The organism is Allokutzneria multivorans, from assembly GCF_039537405.1.
In the GTDB taxonomy this organism is placed as follows: Bacteria; Actinomycetota; Actinomycetes; order Mycobacteriales; family Pseudonocardiaceae; genus Allokutzneria; species Allokutzneria multivorans.
The window spans coordinates 119,413-138,262 of sequence record NZ_BAABAL010000007.1 but is presented as its reverse complement, the minus strand read 5'-3'; the positions used below and the strand labels follow the sequence as shown (position 1 = coordinate 138,262).

14 protein-coding genes are annotated in these 18,850 nt (G+C 70.1%); 3 read left to right on the top strand and 11 right to left on the bottom strand.

Annotated features, from left to right (window positions below; all coding sequences use genetic code 11):
• Positions 1-173: 173 nt before the first annotated feature.
• Both ABD798_RS13050 and ABD798_RS13045 read left to right on the top strand, forming a co-directional pair.
• A complete protein-coding gene (locus ABD798_RS13050; RefSeq protein ID WP_344874264.1) occupies positions 174-992 on the top strand; it encodes an AraC family transcriptional regulator in 819 nt (272 codons plus the stop codon).
• A gap of 36 nt (positions 993-1,028) precedes the next feature.
• The gene (locus ABD798_RS13045) at positions 1,029-1,784 is read left to right on the top strand and encodes a phytanoyl-CoA dioxygenase family protein (RefSeq protein WP_344874263.1); all 756 of its coding nucleotides are present in this window, start codon (positions 1,029-1,031) and stop codon (positions 1,782-1,784) included.
• Between the two features lie 276 nt (positions 1,785-2,060).
• Here the strand turns inward: ABD798_RS13045 and ABD798_RS13040 are convergent, their stop codons facing one another.
• Both ABD798_RS13040 and ABD798_RS13035 read right to left on the bottom strand, forming a co-directional pair.
• The gene (locus ABD798_RS13040; RefSeq protein WP_344874261.1) at positions 2,061-3,293 is read right to left on the bottom strand and encodes an HNH endonuclease signature motif containing protein; all 1,233 of its coding nucleotides are present in this window, start codon (positions 3,291-3,293) and stop codon (positions 2,061-2,063) included.
• 588 nt (positions 3,294-3,881) lie between these two features.
• The gene (locus tag ABD798_RS13035; protein WP_344874260.1) at positions 3,882-5,717 is read right to left on the bottom strand and encodes an FUSC family protein; all 1,836 of its coding nucleotides are present in this window, start codon (positions 5,715-5,717) and stop codon (positions 3,882-3,884) included.
• A 32-nt stretch (positions 5,718-5,749) separates the two neighbouring features.
• On the opposite strand from ABD798_RS13035, the gene ABD798_RS13030 reads away from it, so the two are divergent.
• Entirely contained in the window at positions 5,750-6,001 is a 252-nt protein-coding gene (locus ABD798_RS13030; protein WP_344874258.1) for a hypothetical protein, read from the top strand.
• Positions 6,002-6,101: 100 nt separating this feature from the next.
• On the opposite strand, the gene ABD798_RS13025 is transcribed toward ABD798_RS13030, so the two are convergent.
• From ABD798_RS13025 to ABD798_RS12985, 9 genes are all read right to left on the bottom strand, one after another.
• The gene (locus ABD798_RS13025; protein WP_344874256.1) at positions 6,102-6,713 is read right to left on the bottom strand and encodes a superoxide dismutase; all 612 of its coding nucleotides are present in this window, start codon (positions 6,711-6,713) and stop codon (positions 6,102-6,104) included.
• 44 nt (positions 6,714-6,757) lie between these two features.
• On the bottom strand, positions 6,758-9,031 hold the full coding sequence (locus ABD798_RS13020) for a glycosyl hydrolase family 95 catalytic domain-containing protein (protein ID WP_344874254.1): 2,274 nt from the start codon (positions 9,029-9,031) through the stop codon (positions 6,758-6,760).
• Between the two features lie 257 nt (positions 9,032-9,288).
• Positions 9,289-10,275 (bottom strand): malate dehydrogenase, encoded by a 987-nt coding sequence (locus ABD798_RS13015; RefSeq protein WP_344874252.1) that lies wholly within the window; start codon positions 10,273-10,275, stop codon positions 9,289-9,291.
• A gap of 97 nt (positions 10,276-10,372) precedes the next feature.
• A complete protein-coding gene (locus ABD798_RS13010) occupies positions 10,373-11,386 on the bottom strand; it encodes an MBL fold metallo-hydrolase (RefSeq protein WP_344874250.1) in 1,014 nt (337 codons plus the stop codon).
• A 33-nt stretch (positions 11,387-11,419) separates the two neighbouring features.
• The gene (locus ABD798_RS13005; protein ID WP_344874248.1) at positions 11,420-13,177 is read right to left on the bottom strand and encodes a glycosyltransferase family 39 protein; all 1,758 of its coding nucleotides are present in this window, start codon (positions 13,175-13,177) and stop codon (positions 11,420-11,422) included.
• Between the two features lie 13 nt (positions 13,178-13,190).
• Positions 13,191-14,396 carry a bifunctional glycosyltransferase family 2/GtrA family protein gene (locus ABD798_RS13000; RefSeq protein ID WP_344874246.1) on the bottom strand — a complete coding sequence of 402 codons (1,206 nt, stop codon included), beginning with the start codon at positions 14,394-14,396 and terminating at the stop codon, positions 13,191-13,193.
• A 65-nt stretch (positions 14,397-14,461) separates the two neighbouring features.
• Positions 14,462-16,300, bottom strand: coding sequence for an ArnT family glycosyltransferase (locus tag ABD798_RS12995; RefSeq protein WP_344874244.1), 1,839 nt, complete (start codon positions 16,298-16,300; stop codon positions 14,462-14,464).
• A gap of 183 nt (positions 16,301-16,483) precedes the next feature.
• Entirely contained in the window at positions 16,484-17,983 is a 1,500-nt protein-coding gene (locus ABD798_RS12990; RefSeq protein ID WP_344874242.1) for a sensor histidine kinase, read from the bottom strand.
• Complete coding sequence (locus ABD798_RS12985; protein ID WP_344874240.1) at positions 17,961-18,701, bottom strand: response regulator transcription factor; 741 nt, start codon at positions 18,699-18,701, stop codon at positions 17,961-17,963. Before ABD798_RS12985 ends, ABD798_RS12990 begins: the two co-directional genes overlap by 23 nt.
• Positions 18,702-18,850 lie beyond the last annotated feature (149 nt).

Sequence of the window (18,850 nt, the reverse complement as noted above, 5' to 3'; positions counted from 1 at the left end):
GGCGCACGGAGGCTCCAACCTCACCCGAGAAGGGCACCGGCTTCGACGCCGGGAGCCGCCGAGCCGTTTCACCCGCCCCGAGCGGTCCGCATTGTCGAGGTGCGCCCGCGACGGCTTCCGGGGCTTCCGCGTCTCCGTGACCAAGTCGTTGCCGTCGGAGCTACCCTCGGCGCGTGAGTGCCGTGTGGACGATCAGGTACGCCACGGTCGCGCCCGGCGACCCGTACCACGCGCGCCTGATCGACATGCCCAAGCACCGGGTCGAGCGGCACACCCACCACGACTTCGTCGAGCTGATGTACGTGCTGGAGGACGGCGGCGTGCACGTGTTCGACGAGCAGCCGGAGCGCATGGTCCGCGACACCCTCTACCTGTTGCACCCGGGCGAGGCCCACTCCGTGCACACCGACGACGAGCTGAGCTACGTCAACGTCGCCGTCCCCGTCGCGACGTGGGGTTCGCTGCTGGACGTCTCCGGCATGTCCGGCTCGGTGGGCGGGAAGGTCCACGTCCGCGTGCCCGGGGTGGCCGAGGCGTTCACCGATCTCGCCCGTTCCGGCGAGCGCGATCCCGCCGGGCTCGACCTGTTGCGCTTCGCTTCGGTGGTGCTGCCCCTGTTCGCCGGTCACGCCGCGACCGCCACGCTGCCGGGCTGGCTGCGCGAGGCGTGCGCCGGCTTCGACCGCGAGCGGGAGCGGTGGAGCGAGGGCGTCTCGCTGCTGCTCGCGCTCGCCGCCGTCAGCCACGGCCACCTCGACCGGAGCATGCGCCGGTTCCTCGGTGTCACGCCGTCGCAGTGGGTCGAGAGACGTCGCATGCGCCTCGCGCGCCAGCTGCTGGTCGGAACGAGCGATTCGATCTCCACCGTCGCCCTGAGGTGCGGTTACGGCACCGTCACGTACTTCTCGCGGCGCTTCGCGATGGTGCACGGCGTCCCGCCCCGCGACTACCGCGACAGGTCAAGAAAAGTCGGATTCCCGCGCAGCTGGTGACACACGTCCGCGTCCGCCTGCGCCAGCATGGGCGCCATGAGCCACGCCGCCGAAGTGCTGTCCTTTGAGGACAGAGGCTACGCGGTCTTCCGCGAGGTCCTCGATCCTTCACTCATGGCTGAAGTCGGTGAGCACGTCGACTGGCTGCACCGCGAGCACCCCGACCGGCGCGGCGAGCAGCTCTCCCACGAACTGGTCGCCAGGGACCCGTTCTGGGTGAGGCTCGTCAGCGATGACCGGCTGCTCGACATCGCCTCGGCTTTCCTCGGCGAGGATCTGGCGCTGTTCGCCTCGCACTACATCAGCAAGCCGCCGTACTCCGGCCAGGCCGTGCTCTGGCACCAGGACGGTGCTTTCTGGCCGCTCGACCCGATGCGCGTGATCACGCTCTGGCTCGCCGTCGACGAGTCCACTCCCGACAACGGCTGTCTGCGGGTGATCCCCGGCTCGCACCGCACGGCCATCGGCGCCACCCGCGAGCGCACCGACGTCGACAACGTCCTCGGCGCTGAGACCACCGTCGCCGTCGATGAGTCCCACGCCGTCGACCTCGTGCTCCGCCCCGGCGACGTCGAGGCGCACCACCCCAACATCGTCCACGGCAGCAACGCCAACACCTCGCCGAAGCGGAGATGTGGTTTGACGATCCGGTACATCCCGACCTCCACGCGGATCACCAGCGCGGAGCAGCCGTTCCCGAGTGCTTTGCACCTTCGCGGTGAGTTGGGGGTGAACGTGTACCAGCCACGTCCGGTCATGCCCGCGCGGTGGGCTTGGGAAGGTGCGGCGTAACCCTTTTTGGGGACAGCCGGTTCCAGCTCGCGTCGGTTCCTGCGCGGGGTCGGCTTGACCTGGGGACCCCTTGCGCGTGCCCGTGGGCCTCTTACGGGCACGGAAGGGATTCCGGCCCTCGCGGGGAAGCGTATGGCACGCGCACCCCAGGTAAAGCCTCGGTTGTGTTGTGCGGCTTGCGTTCCGGCCACCTCTGAAGCCGTTCGGCGGTCGCGGGCAGCTGCACCTGTGCGTCGTTCGTGTCGCGCGCATGTCGAACACGCCCTCCCTTCTCGGTTACGCCGTCAGTCGTGGGTCGACCCTGATGTTGCGCATCGGTTTCTGCTCCGCATCCACCCACGTCGGCGGGATGAAGTCCGGCCGCCCATCCTTCGCGAAGACGATCTTCCAGTCTTCTTGGTGGATCACGTGATGGTGGTGCGAGCACAACAACGTCATGTTGTTGAGGTCGGTCGGCCCGCGATGCTCTACCCAGTGCAATACATGATGGGCTTCCGTCCACGCCGGTGGCCGGTCGCATCCGGGGAAGGCGCATCCCTTGTCCCGCACCGCCAACGCCCTGCGTAGGGGAGCAGGCGCGGTCCGGGCGGAGCGCCCGTAGTCGAGGGGGACGCTCTCCCCGTTCAACACCACCGGGATCAGCTCAGCATCGCAAGCAAGCTGTCGAATCAGCGACGCGGTGGCTTCACCGTCCCAGTCGGTGTACCCCGACCGAAGCTTCTCCTCCAGATAATCCAACCTCATCGTAACGACCATCTGCGGTCGAACACCACCACTAGCCGGAAGATCATGGGTTGCCATCGCGACCGCGACCAACTCGCACAACCCGTCGGCATAGCGTTGTTCGACCGTCCGAGGGTCTTGCTCGCCGTTGCTGGGGCGGGGTTTCGACACTGCGTGCAGGGCTTCTTCGAAGATCGCGCCTTCTATCGGCGGCAGGCATCCGTTGAAGAACAACGATCCGTGTTGGTCCTTGCTCATCCGGAACGACCGCGCCTCCACGGCTTTCTGCTCGTCTGCGAAGGCACCCGCCTGGTCGAAGTGGGAACGGACTCGTTTGCCCGCTTGCGCCAACTCGCGCGCGGTCAGCTCGGGTGCGTAGCTCAACAAGATCTCTTCAGCCTCGTCGGCCGCATCAGCGGGAATGTTCTTGATGACATCGGCGATGACCGCCGCGTGATCACCGCTGATCGTTCCTGCGTACAGGGCGTCCTTCGTGGAAGGTACGCCGGGGAGGTCTTCTACGAGCAGCGAGCGTCGCTTCGCTTCCGCCGGAGAAATCTTCAAGTGTGACCGCAACAGCGTCGCGAGGTTCCTGCACCCTTGCGCGGTGTGCAGGCCACGATCCTCCGCATACTCAGCGGCGTCGATCTTCGCTGCCGTCACCAGATTCGTGAGCGTCTCCAGCTCGACCAGGAACGCCAGATGCTCTTTCTCCGACAACGTGTAGACGTCGTGTGATTTGAGATGATCTACCAAGAGAGACTTCACTGCCTTGATATCCAACATGATTCACCCCCTCACCCGTTGGCTACCCCTAATTTTAGCAACTCCTCCAGCAGCGTCAAATCCGTTGCAGGCTAAGGAGAAACGGAACTGTCAGCCGTGAGCGAAACTGGGGTCGGCTTTACCTGGGGTGCGCGTGCCATACGCTTGTCAGCGTGGCCGGGATTCATCCCGTGCCCGTCCGGCCCACTACGGCACGCGCAAGGGGCCCCAGGTCAAGCCGACCCCCGCGCTGGAACTGCCACGCAACACGCACCCCACCGCCACTGGCATCCGGTGCCACCTGAAACCCCCAGCCGTCCCCGACCTGGAAGCGCAACCGTACCCCGCTGGAAAGAGCTAAAGGCTCCAGCCTTCCCCGAGCTGGAAGCCCAGCCGTCCCCGACCCGGAAGTCCAGCCGGTGCAAGCTGGAAGTTCAGCCGTCCCCGACCCGGAAGTCCAGCCGGTGCAAGCTGGAAGTTCAGCCGTCCCCGACCCGGAAGTCCAGCCGGTGCAAGCTGGAAGTTCAGCCGTCCCCGACCCGGAACCCCAGCCGTCCCCGACCCGGAAGCCCCGTCCCGGCCCGGAATCCCAGCCGGTGCCAGCAAGAGCTACGCCAACTCGCGCTGCGCCTCACGGAGCCGCACCAGGTCAGCGGCCATCGCGTCGAACAGCAGCCGCTGCTCGGGATCGGCGGCGTCCACCAACTCCACGAAACGATCGCTCTCGTCGTCCTGCTCGGATTCCAGTGACAACGCCAACGAACCGAGAGCGTGCCGCGTCGAACTCTCCGTCTCGGGAACAGCGGCGCGGTGCACCATCAGGCCCGCGATGCCACTCAGCAGACCGGCGAGCGCCTCCCCGGCCTTGGTGACCGCAGCGCGCTCGGGCTCGTTGGCGCGACGGCCGACGGTCGGCGGGTTGAGGACGTCGTTGATGCGCCGCACGAGTTCGCGGCGGCCTCGGCGCGCGGAGCGGCCGGTGGGGTCGACGGGGGTGGTGCCGGTGAGCGCGATCAGGCCGGAGCGCAGGGCGTTGACGGCGTCGGTGACGCGCTCGGCGGGGGTGGGTTGGCGGGTGCCGGGCACGACGGCGAAGCCGAAGAGCAGGCCGATGGCGGCGGCGAGCACGGTCAGGACCAGGTATTCGACGAGCACGGCGGCGGGGTCGAGGTGCTTGGTGCTGGCGTACATGCCGACGAGCATGAGCACGACGCAGGCGTTGAAGATGATGGGCTGCGACTTCTGGAAGCCGAAGCCGATGACGAGCGCGAGCAGGCCGATGGGCATCAGCAGGTGCTCGGGCGCGAGGGCGAGGACGCCGAACATCGCGACGGAGCCGAGCACGGTGCCCGCCGTGCGCTGCCAGGCCCGGGTCGCGCTGGCGCGCCAATCTGGCTGGGTGATCAGGAAAACGGCCATCAGGAACGACGTCATCAGAGGGTCGTCGGGCCGCTGCGTCGCGAGGACCAACGCGACGAGGATGCCGAGCGCGCAGCGCAACGCGTGGCGGAACTGGGCGGAGCGCCAGCTGAACGCGCCGGCCAGCGCGTCGCCGAGGTAGCCGCTGCCGCGCTGTCGCCAGTCGACGGGCGTGCGGTCGCGGTCGGCCAACGCGGCGTGCAGGCGGTCGAGCGCTTCATGAAGGCGCGCGACCAAGCGCCCGGTGCTGCCGGGGAGGTTCTTCAGCAGGGAAGGCCGTTGCGGCACAACGAGATCCGCAGGGGTCTCCTTCGCTGTGACAGCCTCGGCGAGCGCGGAAGCCTCCTCCTTCGCGGCCTCAAGGACCTCGCGGGCGTCGGGGCGGCTGCTGAGCACGGCAGCGGAGGCGCGGTAGCGCAGCGTCGCGTCGAGGACGTGGCCGAGCCAGCGGCGTTGCTTGTCGGAGCGCCACGCCTGCACGGCGCTCTCGGGATCGGTGAGCTTGGGCGCGGCGAGCAGCTCGGCGACGGCCTTGCGGGTGGGGCCGTCGGGGTCGCGGAGCCCGGCGAGCACCCGCACCAGAACGGTCACGGCGGCGGCGAGCGCGGGCGCGGCGAGGATCTGCCACCACGCGGCGGTCCCGGTGAGCTGGAAGGTGTAGCCGAACAGCGCGGCCATGCCGAGGCCGAGCGCGGGCGTGACGAAGCGCGGCCCGAGCGCGGGCAGCAGTCCGGCCACGAAGATCACCACGGTCAGCAGCGCGATCGCGGCGGGCACGCTGAGGTGCGCGAGCAGCCGGGGCGCGGCGGCGGCGACCACGACGGTCGGGGCGAACCACGCGAGCAGCTTGAGGTCGGGCCACAGCGCCCCGCCGAACGCGGCCATCAGGCAGAACATGGCGGTCAGCGCGCCGAGCATGGCCGCGGGTCCGAGGCCGAGCAGCGTGCCGAGCCCGGACACCCCGCCGACCACGACGACGATCAGCACGATCGGGGTGAGCACGCGGGCGACGGCCGAGCCGGTCACGGGTCCTCCAAGATCTCGAATCCGGCCGAAGTATGGATCACTCACCGTGGTCACCGCTCAGCGACCCAGGAGGACGCGACCCGGTCCTGCGCCACGCTGGGCAAGGCCGTCGGGCTGTCCACGACCTGGTCGACGGCACCGCGTGGATGGGTGAGGCCGCCGTCGGCGAAGCGCTGGCCGAGATCGCGGAGATCGAGCAGGCGCACGTCGTCGCCGGGACGAGGACGATCGTCGTGCTGGAAACGTTCTTCGAGCGCGCTTTCGACCCGAGAGAGCAGCCGTGACGAGTTCACAGTGGACGGTGCGGAGCTGCCGCATACCCGTCCACTGTGGACTCGAACGGAGGGGGCTCAGTCGAGGGTTGTCTGGTGCGCGAGCGGCTGGCTACTGCTTGAACGGCACGGTGAAGCAGGCGAGCCTGCCACCGGCGGTCCCGGCCTGGCCGTGGTGCGTGGCGGTGGTTTCCTTCTCGTGCACCACGATCGAGGCGGGCGCGCGGTCGGTGAAGCCGAACGGAACGCTCGCCTTCGAGGTGCCCGCGCCCTGCGCGTCGGTGCGGAAGTCCAGCCAGATCTCGTTGCGCGGGTTGGCGTAGGCGGGATCCGCCGACGGCTTCTCCGGGGTGGCGGCCGGGTCGATGGTGTTCTGGTAGTGCGGCCCGGCGTCCGCGCCCGTGGCACCGCACGGCTTCGTGTGCGCGTGCACCGCGTAGCCGCGCGAGGGCTGCATTCCCTTGGCGCTGAACTCGACCGTGGTGTCCTTCTCCCCGGCGGCGACCTTGACGACGAGCTGCGCTCCGACCGGCGCGGCGGCGTTGTAGCTCACCGCGGTGCCGGAGCCGGGCGCGGCGAGGGTGCCGGTGAACTCCGCAGCGGCGGGCTTCGGCTGTTCGGCGCTGGTGCTGGGCGAGGTGTTCGCGGGCTTGGCGGGCTGGGAGCACGCGGTGACGAGGGCGGCGGAGACGAGCACGGCCATGGCCAGCAAGCTACGAGGCATGTCCTCAGTCTTCCCCCTCATCGCCGCGTGCACACCCGCGGGTCTTACGGCAGGCCCCACGGCGGAGGCGGGGTGGTGGGTGATGTGACGTCGCGAGGGGACAGGGACGGCCGCGTGCCGCGCCGGGTGATCAGGGCGGACTCGCCTCGGCGGAGCCGGACGGAGATGCGGTTCGGAGCGACCTGGCGCCAGGGCACGGGCCGACCTCGGCCGTCGCGGACGTCGATCTCTCCTGGTACTCCGTGCTGCAGCACCAGCGGTTCACCGGCTTCGCTGTGTACGCGGACCCACTCGGTACTGCCGTTGCGACGCGAGGCGTCGACGAGGAAGGCGCCCTGCGTGCGCAGCGACTCGATCGAAGCGTCCGGCCACGCGTCCGCGACCGACGGGAACACCTTGACCACACCGTCTGCGCTCTGGATCAGCATGTCCAGCACGGATTGCGCTGCGGTCAGCGGGCTCTCGATCGCCAGATTGGTGCCCTCGCGGTACATCGTGTTCGGCGTCAGCTGGGTCTCGTGCACGATCGAGCCGTCCAGGAAGCCCATGAGGTTCGCCAGCGCCTCGGTGGGCGAGTCCATCAGCGAGCACATCGTCGACGCCGCCGCGAAGCTGTAGCCGTGCCAGTTGACCCGCAGGCTCGACCAGTGGTCGTAGCTGGTGCGCATCAGGGCGCGGTCGGCCGGGCGGTCCCATTGGTACTCGCGCAGCGGGTAGAGCCAGAGCAGGTGCGAGAAGTGGCGGTGCGACTCGGCGAGCGGCACTCCGTCACCGATGATCACGCCCTGCACGGTGCGGTGGTAGGGCACGAGCCTGGTCAGCGTGTCGCGCCACATCGGCAGCCTGGAGTCGTTGACGCGCAAGCGAAGCGCCGTGTCGATCAACGTGCTGCACCCCCACCTGATCAGCGACAGGTCGTAGGTGCAGTCGGCCGCGTCGGCGTACTCCGGTGAGCGCGTCAACGGCAGGTGGAGCTCGCCGTCGGAGCCCTCGACCAGGAAGTGGCGGTAGAAGTTGACCGCCTTCGCCAGGATCGGGAACAGCACGTCGCGCAGCACGCGCTCGTCCATGCTGTGCCGGTAGGCCAGCCACACGTTGTGCAGGCCCCAGATCAGGTTGCCGGTCTGGTCGGTCTTCGAGCCCGTGCCGGGAATCCCGACCGTGCGCGTGCCACCGGGCCGGAGCGTGCGATCACCCGGGTGGGACAGCGCGTAGGTGTCGCCGTCGCGGTAGGCGGGCGGCACCGACTGCTCCAGGTTGTGGTGGTAGCGCCGGAAAGTCGGCGTGACCGCGTCGAGCTCCGGGTGGTTGGAGCCGTTGACCATCGGATAGGCGACCTGGACGTTGAGGTTCCACCACACGGCTGTCCAGCTGTTGCCGACCTCGGGGAACCACGGGCCCCACTCCGCGAGCACCGGCGCGTTCTCCCGCGTCGCGGCTGCCATCTTGTAGAGCTGGATCCAGTAGAAGCGCTGCACGAGCTTGTCCGGCACAGAGACGAAGCTCTTGCGGTAGTAGCGGTTCCACCACCGCCGGTGCACGGCGACGAGGACGTCCGGGCTCTCCGCGAGGGTGCGGCGGACCGTGCGCAGGGCCTCCTCGCGGCCGGTGGAGTTCGGGAAGCCGTAAGCGATCGAGGCCACGAGCAGGCGCCGCGTGCCGACGCGTTTCTCCTGCCAGGCCGTGGTGTAGCCGCCGCCCGCGTGCATGGTCTGCTCGACGAAACCGGCTCCGACCGTGGGGTCGGGGTTGCCGGTGTAGTCGGTGGGCACGCGGACCTTGCGCGTGGTGTGCGAGGGCAGCGGCGTGAAGCCCCACGCGGCGGACTCCTCGCCCGCCGTGGTGGTCAGCGACACCAGCAGCACGTCGCGGTCGTTGTGCACGAGCGCGGTGAAGGTCAGCCCGCCCCGGGTGGTGGTGATCGTCCCGGTCAGCTCCGCGTTCCACAGGTCCAGCCGCCAGTCCACCGCGGTGATCGCGCCGGCCGTGGTCAGCGTGAGGAACCCGATCGGCAGCCGGGACAGGCCGATGCCCGCCTCCCACTGCACGCGCTGGTCCTGCACGAGGCCGTGGCTGAGCACGACCTTCAGGACGTTGTCGGCCTCGGCGCGGTAGAGCTGCGCGCCGAGGAAGCCGTTGCCCAGGAACGGGCCGTTCTGCCAGCTGTCGGGAATCCTCCGCCAGCGCATCGCCGCGTCGGCCGCGGTCCGCTCGTGGGTGTCGTTCCCCGGCCCGGCCGCCGCCCACGCCACGGGGGAGGCGACGACCGCGAGCGCGGCGGAAGCGCCCAGGAACGTCCTTCTGGAGAGAGCCGTCATGAGCCCCTGTCCTCACTGCACCGTTGCGGCGGCACCGCGAAACATACGACCTCTGGCCCTCAAGTGCGAGTATTTGCCGCCAAAAAACCCCTATTCATCCGATGTCTGCATCGATGCGGCGGGTTCACCAGTCTTCAAGACCGCCAAACCCCCACCGCGGCCGTCTTCAACCGCCCCCTACCTCGTGGCGGGAACCCCCGAACGCGCGACGGCCCCCGACCAGGTCGCGGTCGGGGGCCGTGCGGAGTGCGGGTGGATCAGATGAGGCCGAGCTGCTTGACGGCGTCGCGCTCCTCGACCAGCTCCTGCACGGAGGCGTCGATGCGCTCGCGGGAGAACTCGCCGATCTCCAGGCCCTGGACGATCTCGTAGCGGCCGTTGCGGGAGACCACCGGGAACGAGGAGATCAGGCCCTCGGGCACGCCGTAGGAGCCGTCGGAGACCACGGCCGCCGAGGTCCAGTCGCCCTCCGGGGTGCCGTTCACCCAGTCGTAGACGTGGTCGATGGCCGCGTTGGCCGCCGACGCCGCCGAGGACGCGCCGCGCGCCTCGATGATCGCCGCGCCGCGCTTGGCCACGGTGGGGATGAAGGTGTCCTTCAGCCACTCCTGCTCGACCTGCTCGGCCGCGACCTTGCCGCCGACCTCGGCGTTGAACAGGTCGGGGTACTGGGTCGCGGAGTGGTTGCCCCAGATGGTCAGCTTCTTGATGTCGCCGACGGTGACGCCGAGCTTGGCCGACAGCTGCGACAACGCGCGGTTGTGGTCCAGGCGGGTCATCGCGGTGAAGCGCTCGGCGGGCACGTCGGGGGCGTGCGCCTGCGCGATCAGGGCGTTGGTGTTGGCGGGGTTGCCGACGACCAGCACGCGCACGTCGTCAGCGGCACCGGCGTTGATCGCCTCGCCCTGGGGCTTGAAGATGCCGCCGTTGGCCGCGAGCAGGTCACCGCGCTCCATGCCCTTGCTGCGCGGGCGGGCGCCGACGAGAAGGGCGACGTTGGTGCCGTCGAAGGCCTTCTTGGCGTCGTCGGTGATCTCGATGCCCTGCAGCAGCGGGAACGCGCAGTCGTCGAGCTCCATCGCGGTGCCCTCGGCGGCCTTCACGGCCTGGGGGATCTCCAGCAGACGCAGCTTGACCGGGGTGTCCGCGCCGAGCAGCTGGCCGGAGGCGATGCGGAACAGCAGGGCGTAGCCGATCTGTCCGGCCGCTCCGGTAACGGTGACGTTGACGGGAGCTTGGGCCATGACGATCTCCTCGTTGAGAGTGGTGAGCGGGCGTGGGATTGCCAACCCGGCGATGCTATCCACTCGCGTTCTCCCGGCGGTCGGACGGGGGCGCACGTCACAGGAGTCCGTAGTGGACGACGCCGTCGAGGCTCTCCGACCGCGCCCGTCCGCGCAGCGCGAGCAGGTCCAGGTGGGCGCCGGTCTCCATGACCGCGAGCATCTGGTTGAACACGTCGAGGTCGTCGAAGTGGCGCTCCCGCCGCGTCCAGCCGATCAGCCGCGACACCTCGTAGGCCGTCGCCGCGCCCTCCGCCAGCGCGCCCGCGATCGCGTCCAAGCGCCGTTCGTGGTGGTCGAGCAGCTCGTCCACTCGGGCGTGCGTGCTGTCCGACACCTGGCCGTGCGCGGGGAGAAGGCGCAGGTCGGGCATGGCGCGCACGAGCTTCAGCGAGCCCAGGTAGTCGCGCAGCGGCAGCTCGGGCAGCTTCGCCTCGAAGCCGATGGACGGCGTGATGTGCGGCAGCACGTGGTCCCCCGCGAAGAGCAGGCCCGCCGCCTCGTCGACGAACACCACGTGCCCCTGCGTGTGCCCCGGCGTCTCGACCACGCGGAGCGCGCGGTCGGCGAGGGTGATCACCTCACCGTTGCTGAGCCATTCGTCGGGTTCCTCCCACACGCCCGGCTCCGGCCTGATCTCGATGGCTTTGCCGATGCGGTCGACCACGACCTTCGCGCCGAAGCTGAGGAGCTTGTCCGCGTACTGCGTCAGGGTCTTCCCGCTCAGCAGCTCGTCGGTGAGCGACGGCTGCTCGCCGATGCCCAGCGCGATGCGGTGGCCGAACTCGCGGCGCAGCGCGACGGCCTGCGTGTAGTGGTCGCGGTGGATGTGGGTGATGAGGAACCTGGAGATGTCGTCCAGGTCGCGGTCGAGCCGGCGCAGCGCCGTGGTCAGGGCCTCGCGGCTCTCCTGGAGCGCCCAGCCCGAGTCGATCAGCACGAGCTGCCCGCCGTCCTCGATCGCGTAGACGTTGACCGCGTGCAGCGCGTCGTTGGGCAGTGGCAGGGGGATGCGGTGCACCCCCGCCGCCACCTCGACCGGACCGGGCTGACCCCACTCGTCGCGCGCCATGCCCCGAGCCTAACCAAGCGGTTGCTTGGTTGACTAGGTCAGCTGGTAGACGGTGTTGTCGCCGTAGCTGACCGGGGCGAAGTTCTCCTGCACCCACGCGGCGATGTCGCTGTTCCCGCCGGGGCCGCCCATGCCGCCGCCGCTGACGAAGTAGCCGACCTCGCCCCGCGCGACGAGCGCCTTGAACTCCTCCAGCGTCGGTGCCGGGTCACGGCCACTGAAGCCACCGATCGCGATCACCGGCCGCCCGCTGGCCAGTTGCAGGCTGCCGGAGCCCTGCGCGCCACCCGCCGCTGCCGCCCACTTCGTGGTGGTGGACCTCAGCAGCTCGACGAGCCTGGCGTCCGTCTCCGGTTCCCGGCCTTCCTGTGCGCGCGGGCCGGACATCGGGATGGAGCCGGTGTGCGGCACGCTCGCGGTCACCGCCGCGTAGGCCGCCGTGCCGCTCAGCCCGCCGATCACCGTCACCGCGAGCAGGACCGCGCTGAGCCTGCGCACTCCGACGAGGACCCCGGTCGCCGCGACCACGCTCAGCCCGAACGCGGCCCAGCCGAGGTAGGTGTACCAGGAACCGTTGCGGCTCAACAGGACCGCGCCCCACACGCCGGTGGAGACGATCATCAGCGCCAGCGCGGCGCGGGCGGAGGTGTTCTTGCGCCCCAACCACAACTGCCGTCCGGCGATCGCCACCAGCGCGCCGATCGCCGGGGCGAGCGCGACGGTGTAGTACGGGTGCACGATGCCGCTCATGAAGCTGAACACCAGGCCGGACACCACGAGCCAGCCGCCCCAGACGATCAGCGCGGCGCGGGTGCGGTCGGTGCGCGGCGCCCTGCGGGTGAACCACAGCCCGGCCACGAGCCCGATCAGCGCGGCGGGCAGCAGCCAGGAGATCTCGGCGCCCATGCTCTCGCCGAAGAGCCGCGTGATGCCGGACTCCCCGCCGAAGCCGAGGTTGCCACTCCCGCCGCCGCCCATCAGCACGCGCTCGCCACCGCCTTCGGGTGACCCCTGCCCGAAGATGCGCGACAAACCGTTGTAGCCCAAGGCGAGTTCGAGCGCGCTGTTGGTGGTGGAGCCGCCGATGTAGGGCCGGTCGGCGGCGGGCCACAGCTCGACGAGCGCGATGAACCACCCCGCCGAGACGATCACCGCGCCGAGCGCGCCGAAGAGCTGCGCGATCCGTTTGCCCAGCCCGGTAGGCGCGGCGATCAGGTAGGCCAGGCCGAACGCGGGCAGCACCAGGAACGCCTGCAACATCTTGGTGAGGAAGCCGAAGCCGATCGCGGCTCCGCACAGCAACAACCAGCCCGTGCTCGCGTTCTCCAGCGCCCGCACCAAGCAGTACCCGGCCGCGACGAGCAGCAGCACCAGCAGCGCGTCAGGGTTGTTGAAGCGGAACATGATCGCGGCGACCGGGGTCAGCGCGAGGACGGCTCCGGCGAGCAGTCCCGCGCCGTGACCGGACCAGCGCTTCACCGTCGCGTAGAGCAGCGCGACCGAAGCGACTCCCGCCAGCGCCTGCGGCACGAGCATGCTCCACGAGGAGAAGCCGAACAGCCGTGCGGACAAGCCCATCAGCCACAGCGCGGCCGGTGGCTTGTCGACGGTGACGATGTTGCCCGCGTCGAGGGAGCCGAACAGCCACGCCTTCCAGCTCTGCGTCCCAGCCTGGACGGCCGCCGCGTAGTAGGAGTTGGCGTTCCCGGACGAGCCGAGGTCCCACAGGTACAGCAACGCCGTCCCGAACAGCAGCGCGCCCAGTGCCACGCGCTGGCGAGTGGTGGTCATCAGATCTCCTAGATCAGGCGTTCCGGGCGCGGAACACCCAGTGCCGCAACAACAGGAAGCGAAGGACGGTGGCGAGCAGGTTGGCCAGCACGAGCACGCCCAGCTCGACGAGCTGCGCCGGTGCCGTCACCGCGTGCAGCACGGCGAGCGAACCGCTGGTCAGCGCGAGCCCGAGCGCGAAGGCCACAAGGCCTTGGAGGTGGTGCCGCGTAGCGCCCGCCCGGCCCCGCACTCCGAAGGTGAAGCGCCGGTTGGCCGCTGTGTTGCCGACGGCGGTCACGAGAAGCGCGACCAGGTTCGCGGCCTGCGCGCCGATCCCGCCGCGCAGCAGGCTGAACAGAAGCAGGTAGGCCAAGGTGCTCGCGATGCCGACCGCGGCGAAGCGCACGGCCTGGTTGGCGAGCTTCGGCGGGAAGCCGGGCAGTGGCTCGCGGCCGATCCCGGTGATCTTGAGCGAGCCGGTGGCGAGTCCTTTGGCAAGGCGCGCGACACCTTTGAGGTCCGCGATCGCGGTGGCGACGATGTCGACGCGGCTGTCCGGGTCGTCGACCCAGTCCACCGGCACCTCGTGGATGCGCAGACCCGCCTGCTGTGCGAGTACGAGCAGCTCGGTGTCGAAGAACCAGCCGTGGTCCTCGACCAGTGGCAGCAGTCGATCGGCGACGTCCTTGCGGATGGCCTTGAAACCGCACTGCGCGTCGGAGAACCGTGCGGCGAGCGCCCCGCGCAGGATCAGGTTGTAGCAACGGGAAATGAACTCGCGCTTGGGTCCGCGCACCACCCTCGCACCGCGCGCGAGCCGCGTGCCGATCGCAACGTCGGAGTGCCCGGAGATCAACGGTGCGATCAGCGGGAACAGCGCGGCGAGATCCGTCGAGAGATCCACGTCCATGTAGGCGAGCACGGGGGAGTCCGATTCCGACCACACCCGCCGCAGCGCGCGGCCCCGGCCTTTCTCCGGCAGGTGCACGACAACGACTTCGGGCAGCTCCGCCGCGAGCCGGGTGGCGATGGCCAGGGTCGCGTCGGTGCTGGCGTTGTCGGCGACGGTGATCCGGAACGAGTACGGCAGGCGCTCGGTGAGGTGCGCGTGCAGGCGGCGCACGCAGGCCGCGAGGTCGGCCTCCTCGTTGTGGACCGGGACGACCACGTCGAGCAGCGGGGTCCGGTCACTGGGATCGATCGGGACTGGGGAGCTCTTGGCGAGGGCGGTGGTCATGTGATCGACAGTGCTGGCGCCGACTGTGCCGCCGTTGTGGCGTTCCTGTGCGCCCACTGTGAGCATCACGTCGTCAGGTCGTAGGTCGTCACGCCGTCCACGGTGGACGGTTCGAAGGCCGAGGCGACCCATTCCGCGATGCGACGGGACTCCTCGCTGCCGGACTCGGCACGCACGCCCGCTCCGCCGAGGAAGTAGTGGATCTGTCCTTTGTGGACGTACTCCTGGAACTGTTCCAGCGTCGGCGCGGGATCGGTGCCGTTGAAGCCGCCGACGGCCAGCACGGGCGCCCCTGCGGCCAGCTGGAAACCCGCCGCGCTGTTGGAGCCGACCGCCGCTGCTGCCCACGTGTACTTCTCGGCGTCCTTCTTGAGGAGTGCGGTGATCTCGGGGCCCGGTGTCCCTGCGTTGAGCAGGCTGCCCATGCTATTGGTAGCAAGCATGTTTCGCGCTGGACCGGCCGACGGCAGTGCTCCGCTGTGCGGGGTCGCGGTGGTGGCGACGGAGTACGCCGCGGGTGCTGCGAGGGCTCCGACGAGTCCGGCGACGATCGCGCCGCGCACGAGGTTCGACGGCAGATGTCCGGCGAAGAGCAACAGCACCGATGCGCCGAGCCCGACCGTCGCGATCACGATAGCGAGCGTGAACATGCTGCTGCTCAACAACATCGCGGACCACAGCGCCGTCCCACCGACCGCGAGGAACAGTGCGACGGAGCCGCCGCGTCCGCGTTCTCGCCAGGCCACGGCGGAGCCCGTGCCGACGAGCGCCGCGATCGCGGGGGCGAGCGCGACCGTGTAGTAGGAGTGGATGATCCCGTTCATGTAGCTGAAGACCAGTGCTGTCACCACGAGCCAGCCGCCCCAGAGAACGAACGCCGTGCGCTCTCTTCTCGTCGCCGCGTAGAGGCCGAAGGTCAGCAGCACCAACGCGGCGGGCAACAGCCACGCGATCTGCCCGGCCATCTCGGCGCCGAAGAGCCTGCCGATGCCAGTGGAGTTGAACCCACCGCCGACCTTGCCGACCTCGTCACCGGTGAGGCGGCCCAAACCGTTGTAGCCCAAAGTGAGTTCGAGAACGCTGTTGTTCTGCGAGCCGCCGATGTACGGCCTCGCCGACGCGGGCCACAGCTCCACGAGTGCCACGTACCAGCCCGCTGAGACGATCAGCGCGCCCAGCCCCGCGAAGAGCTGCGCGACGCGCTTGACCGTCGGTTCACTGATCAGGAAGGCGAGCGCGAACGCCGGTAGCACGAGGAACGCTTGGAGCATCTTCGCCAGGAACGCGAAGCCGATCGTGCTGCCGCACAACAGCATCCACCGCGTGCTCCCGTCCTCCGCCGCTCGCGTGAGGAAGTGGGCGGCGGCGATCAGCAGGAACACCAGCAGCGCGTCCGGGTTGTTGAACCGGAACATCAGCACCGCTACGGGCGTCAGAGCGAGCACCGCCCCGCTCAGCAGCGCCGCGCTCGCCGGGAACCACCTGCGCACCGTCGCGTACAGCAGCCACACCGACGCCACGCCGAGAAGTGCTTGCGGGACAAGGACGCTCCACGAGCTGAGCCCGAGCAGGCGCACGGCCAAGCCCATGATCCACAGCGACGCCGGGGTCTTGTCCACGGTGATCCCGTTCGCGGCGTCGGTCGAGCCGAAGAACCACGCGGTCCAGCTCTCGCCCCCGGCCTGCGCCGCCGCCGAGTAGTACGCGTTCGCCCACCCCGAATCGCCCAGCGCCCACAGGTACAGCAGCGCGCTCACGCCGAGCAGGGCGACCAACGCCGGGCGTTCCCACCGGGCGGGCGTCGCTGTGGCGGACACCGCGCTCGTGGGCGGCGCGCTGCCGGACGCTGCGCCGGTGCGTGTCGCTCTGGCGGATGCTGCGCTGGTGGGGACTGCTGCGGCCATGCGGCCAGCCTCCGACCTCCGCCTGTGCCGACCGTGTGCCCTCCCTGTGCCCCCGCTGTGCGCCGGCGCTGATCACCCACAAGTGGGAGGCGGGGGCTGGGCGGTGTCCTGCACGTCGTCGGGTTCGCCGGTCTTCAAGACGCGCACACCCCCGCTCCAGCGGTCGTCAACGACAGCAAACCCTCACGGAGTGCCGGGCTGGGCGGAGGCGTGCAGCGGCAGGTGGACGGTCAGGGTGGTGTCACCGGGGCGGCTCGCCAGCTCCACGCGGCCGTGGTGCGCGGCGGCCACGGCGGCGACGATCGCCAGGCCGAGGCCGGTGCTCCCGGCGGCGCGCGAGCGCGAGGTGTCACCGCGAGCGAAGCGCTCGAACACCTCGGGCTTCAGCTCCTCCGGGATGCCTGGCCCGTCGTCGTGCACGCTGAGCACCGCATGTCCTTGTGCGGTCGTGAGTTTCGTGGTCACCACCGCGCCGGGCGGGGTGTGCGTGCGCGCGTTGGTGAGCAGGTTGGTCACCACCTGGTGCAGTTGGCTCGCGTCGCCGCTGACGGTGATCTCGGTGGGTGGCAGGTCGAGCAGCCAGCGGTGGTCCCGGCCCGCGACCTGCGCGTCGGCGACGGCGTCGACCACGAGCCGGGTCAGGTCCACCGGGCTGTGCACCACAGGACGATCGGAGTCCAAGCGCGCCAACAACAACAGCTCCTCGACCAGCGCGGTCATCCTGGTCGACTCCGACTCGATGCGGCCCATCGCGTGCGCGACGTCGGGCGGAACGGCCTCGGTGCCGCGCCTGGTCAGCTCCGCGTAGCCCCGGATCGAGGCCAGCGGGGTGCGCAGCTCGTGGCTGGCGTCGGCGACGAACTGGCGGACCCGGCTCTCGCTGGCCTGGCGCACCGCGAGCGCGTCCGCGACGTGGCTGAGCATGTGGTTGAGCGCCGCGCCGACCTGGCCGACCTCGGTGTTGGGGTTGGTGTCGCGCTCCGGCACGCGCACCGACAGCGCGACCTCGCCCCGGTTGAGCGGCAGCTCCGCGACGCGGCGCGCGGTGGTCGCGACCCGGTCCAGCGGGCGCAGTGTGCGCCGGACGATCCACGCGCCGACCAAGCCCGCCACCAGCAGCCCCGCCGCCGCGACCCCGCCGATGATGAGGCCGAGCCGCACCAGCGTCTGCTCCACCTCGGTCAGCGGCATCGCCACGGCGCGACCGCGTCCGGAGACCTGCGCGCGGAAGCGGCCGAACTCGCCCAGCGTGATCGTCTGCGGCCGCTCGCCCGCGCGCAGCGCCGCCAGCGGGGCCAGCGCGTCAGCGGGCAGGTCGCGTTCGAGCGCCTGCGATCCGGTGTCCACGAGCTGCCTGGCGCGGACGATCCGGCCGTCGACGACATCCGCGGAGATCGTGCCGAGCGGCAGACCGGGGTTGATCAGGAAGAGCGCGCCCCTGGTGCCGGGTGGCGGGGACGGCAGCCGGGGCGGGCGCTGCATCTCGGCGGCGATCCTGCGGTCCAGCTGGTTCATCAGGAAGCCGCCGAGCGCCACCTCGGTGATCACGCCGACCATCAGCAGCACCAGCGCGAGCAGCGCGGTGACCTGCACGACGAGCTTGCGGCGCAGCGACCAGTCCGCCGTCGAGAACTCGAACAGGCGGCGCCAGCCCCCGCGCTCACCCCGCGGGCTTGAGGACATATCCGGCGCCGCGCATCGTGTGGATCATCGGTTCCCGGCCCACGTCGATCTTCTTGCGCAGGTAGGAGATGTAGAGCTCGACGATGTTGGCCTGGCCGCCGAAGTCGTAGCTCCACACCCGGTCCAGGATCTGCGCCTTGCTCAGCACCCGCTTGGGGTTGCGCATCAGGTAGCGCAGCAGCTCGAACTCGGTCGCGGTCAGCTCGATCTGGGCGCCTGCCCTGCGCACCTCGCGGCTGTCCTCGTCCAGCACAAGGTCACCCACCACCAGCTCCGCGCCGTCGGCGGCCTTGGCCACTCGGGTCCTGCGCAGCAGCGCGCGCAGCCGCAGCACGACCTCCTCCAGGCTGAACGGCTTGGTGACGTAGTCGTCCCCGCCCGCGGTCAGCCCGGCGATCCGGTCGGCGACGCCGTCCTTCGCGGTCAGGAACAGCACCGGCAGCTCCGGCGCCTCCGCGCGCATCTTCGCCAGCACCTCCAGCCCGCCGAGGTCGGGCAGCATGATGTCCAGCACCACCACGTCCGGCCGGAACTCGCGCGCCAGGCGCACGGCCGTCATCCCGTCGCCCGCGCTGCGGACCTCCCAGCCCTCGTAGCGCAGCGCCATCGAGACCAGTTCGGCCAGGCTCGCCTCGTCGTCGACGACGAGCACGCGCACCGGCTGCCCGTCCGCGCGGCGGAGGTCCGAGCGCGAGGTCTCAGCGTTCACCGTGGCCATGCTCCCAAGGTCGTGCGCGTGGTTGTGCCCGAGCTATGCGGTTCCTGTGTATCAGCTGTGCGCTCGCCGCACGCGGTGACAGCACAGCGTGTCCCCATCCTGCGCACAGCCGACGCACAGGCTCCGCCGGTGTTGTTGTTGCGGTCAGC

Bases quoted from the DNA above. Each gene is read 5' to 3' on its own strand.
- ABD798_RS13045 (WP_344874263.1), top strand. From the start codon at position 1,029: ATGAGCCACGCCGCCGAAGTGCTGTCCTTTGAGGACAGAGGCTACGCG.
- ABD798_RS13040 (WP_344874261.1), bottom strand. From the start codon at position 3,293: ATGTTGGATATCAAGGCAGTGAAGTCTCTCTTGGTAGATCATCTCAAA.
- ABD798_RS13030 (WP_344874258.1), top strand. From the start codon at position 5,750: ATGGATCACTCACCGTGGTCACCGCTCAGCGACCCAGGAGGACGCGAC.
- ABD798_RS13025 (WP_344874256.1), bottom strand. From the start codon at position 6,713: ATGCCTCGTAGCTTGCTGGCCATGGCCGTGCTCGTCTCCGCCGCCCTC.
- ABD798_RS13020 (WP_344874254.1), bottom strand. From the start codon at position 9,031: ATGACGGCTCTCTCCAGAAGGACGTTCCTGGGCGCTTCCGCCGCGCTC.
- ABD798_RS13015 (WP_344874252.1), bottom strand. From the start codon at position 10,275: ATGGCCCAAGCTCCCGTCAACGTCACCGTTACCGGAGCGGCCGGACAG.
- ABD798_RS13010 (WP_344874250.1), bottom strand. From the start codon at position 11,386: ATGGCGCGCGACGAGTGGGGTCAGCCCGGTCCGGTCGAGGTGGCGGCG.
- ABD798_RS13005 (WP_344874248.1), bottom strand. From the start codon at position 13,177: ATGACCACCACTCGCCAGCGCGTGGCACTGGGCGCGCTGCTGTTCGGG.
- ABD798_RS13000 (WP_344874246.1), bottom strand. From the start codon at position 14,396: ATGACCACCGCCCTCGCCAAGAGCTCCCCAGTCCCGATCGATCCCAGT.
- ABD798_RS12995 (WP_344874244.1), bottom strand. From the start codon at position 16,300: ATGGCCGCAGCAGTCCCCACCAGCGCAGCATCCGCCAGAGCGACACGC.
- ABD798_RS12990 (WP_344874242.1), bottom strand. From the start codon at position 17,983: ATGTCCTCAAGCCCGCGGGGTGAGCGCGGGGGCTGGCGCCGCCTGTTC.
- ABD798_RS12985 (WP_344874240.1), bottom strand. From the start codon at position 18,701: ATGGCCACGGTGAACGCTGAGACCTCGCGCTCGGACCTCCGCCGCGCG.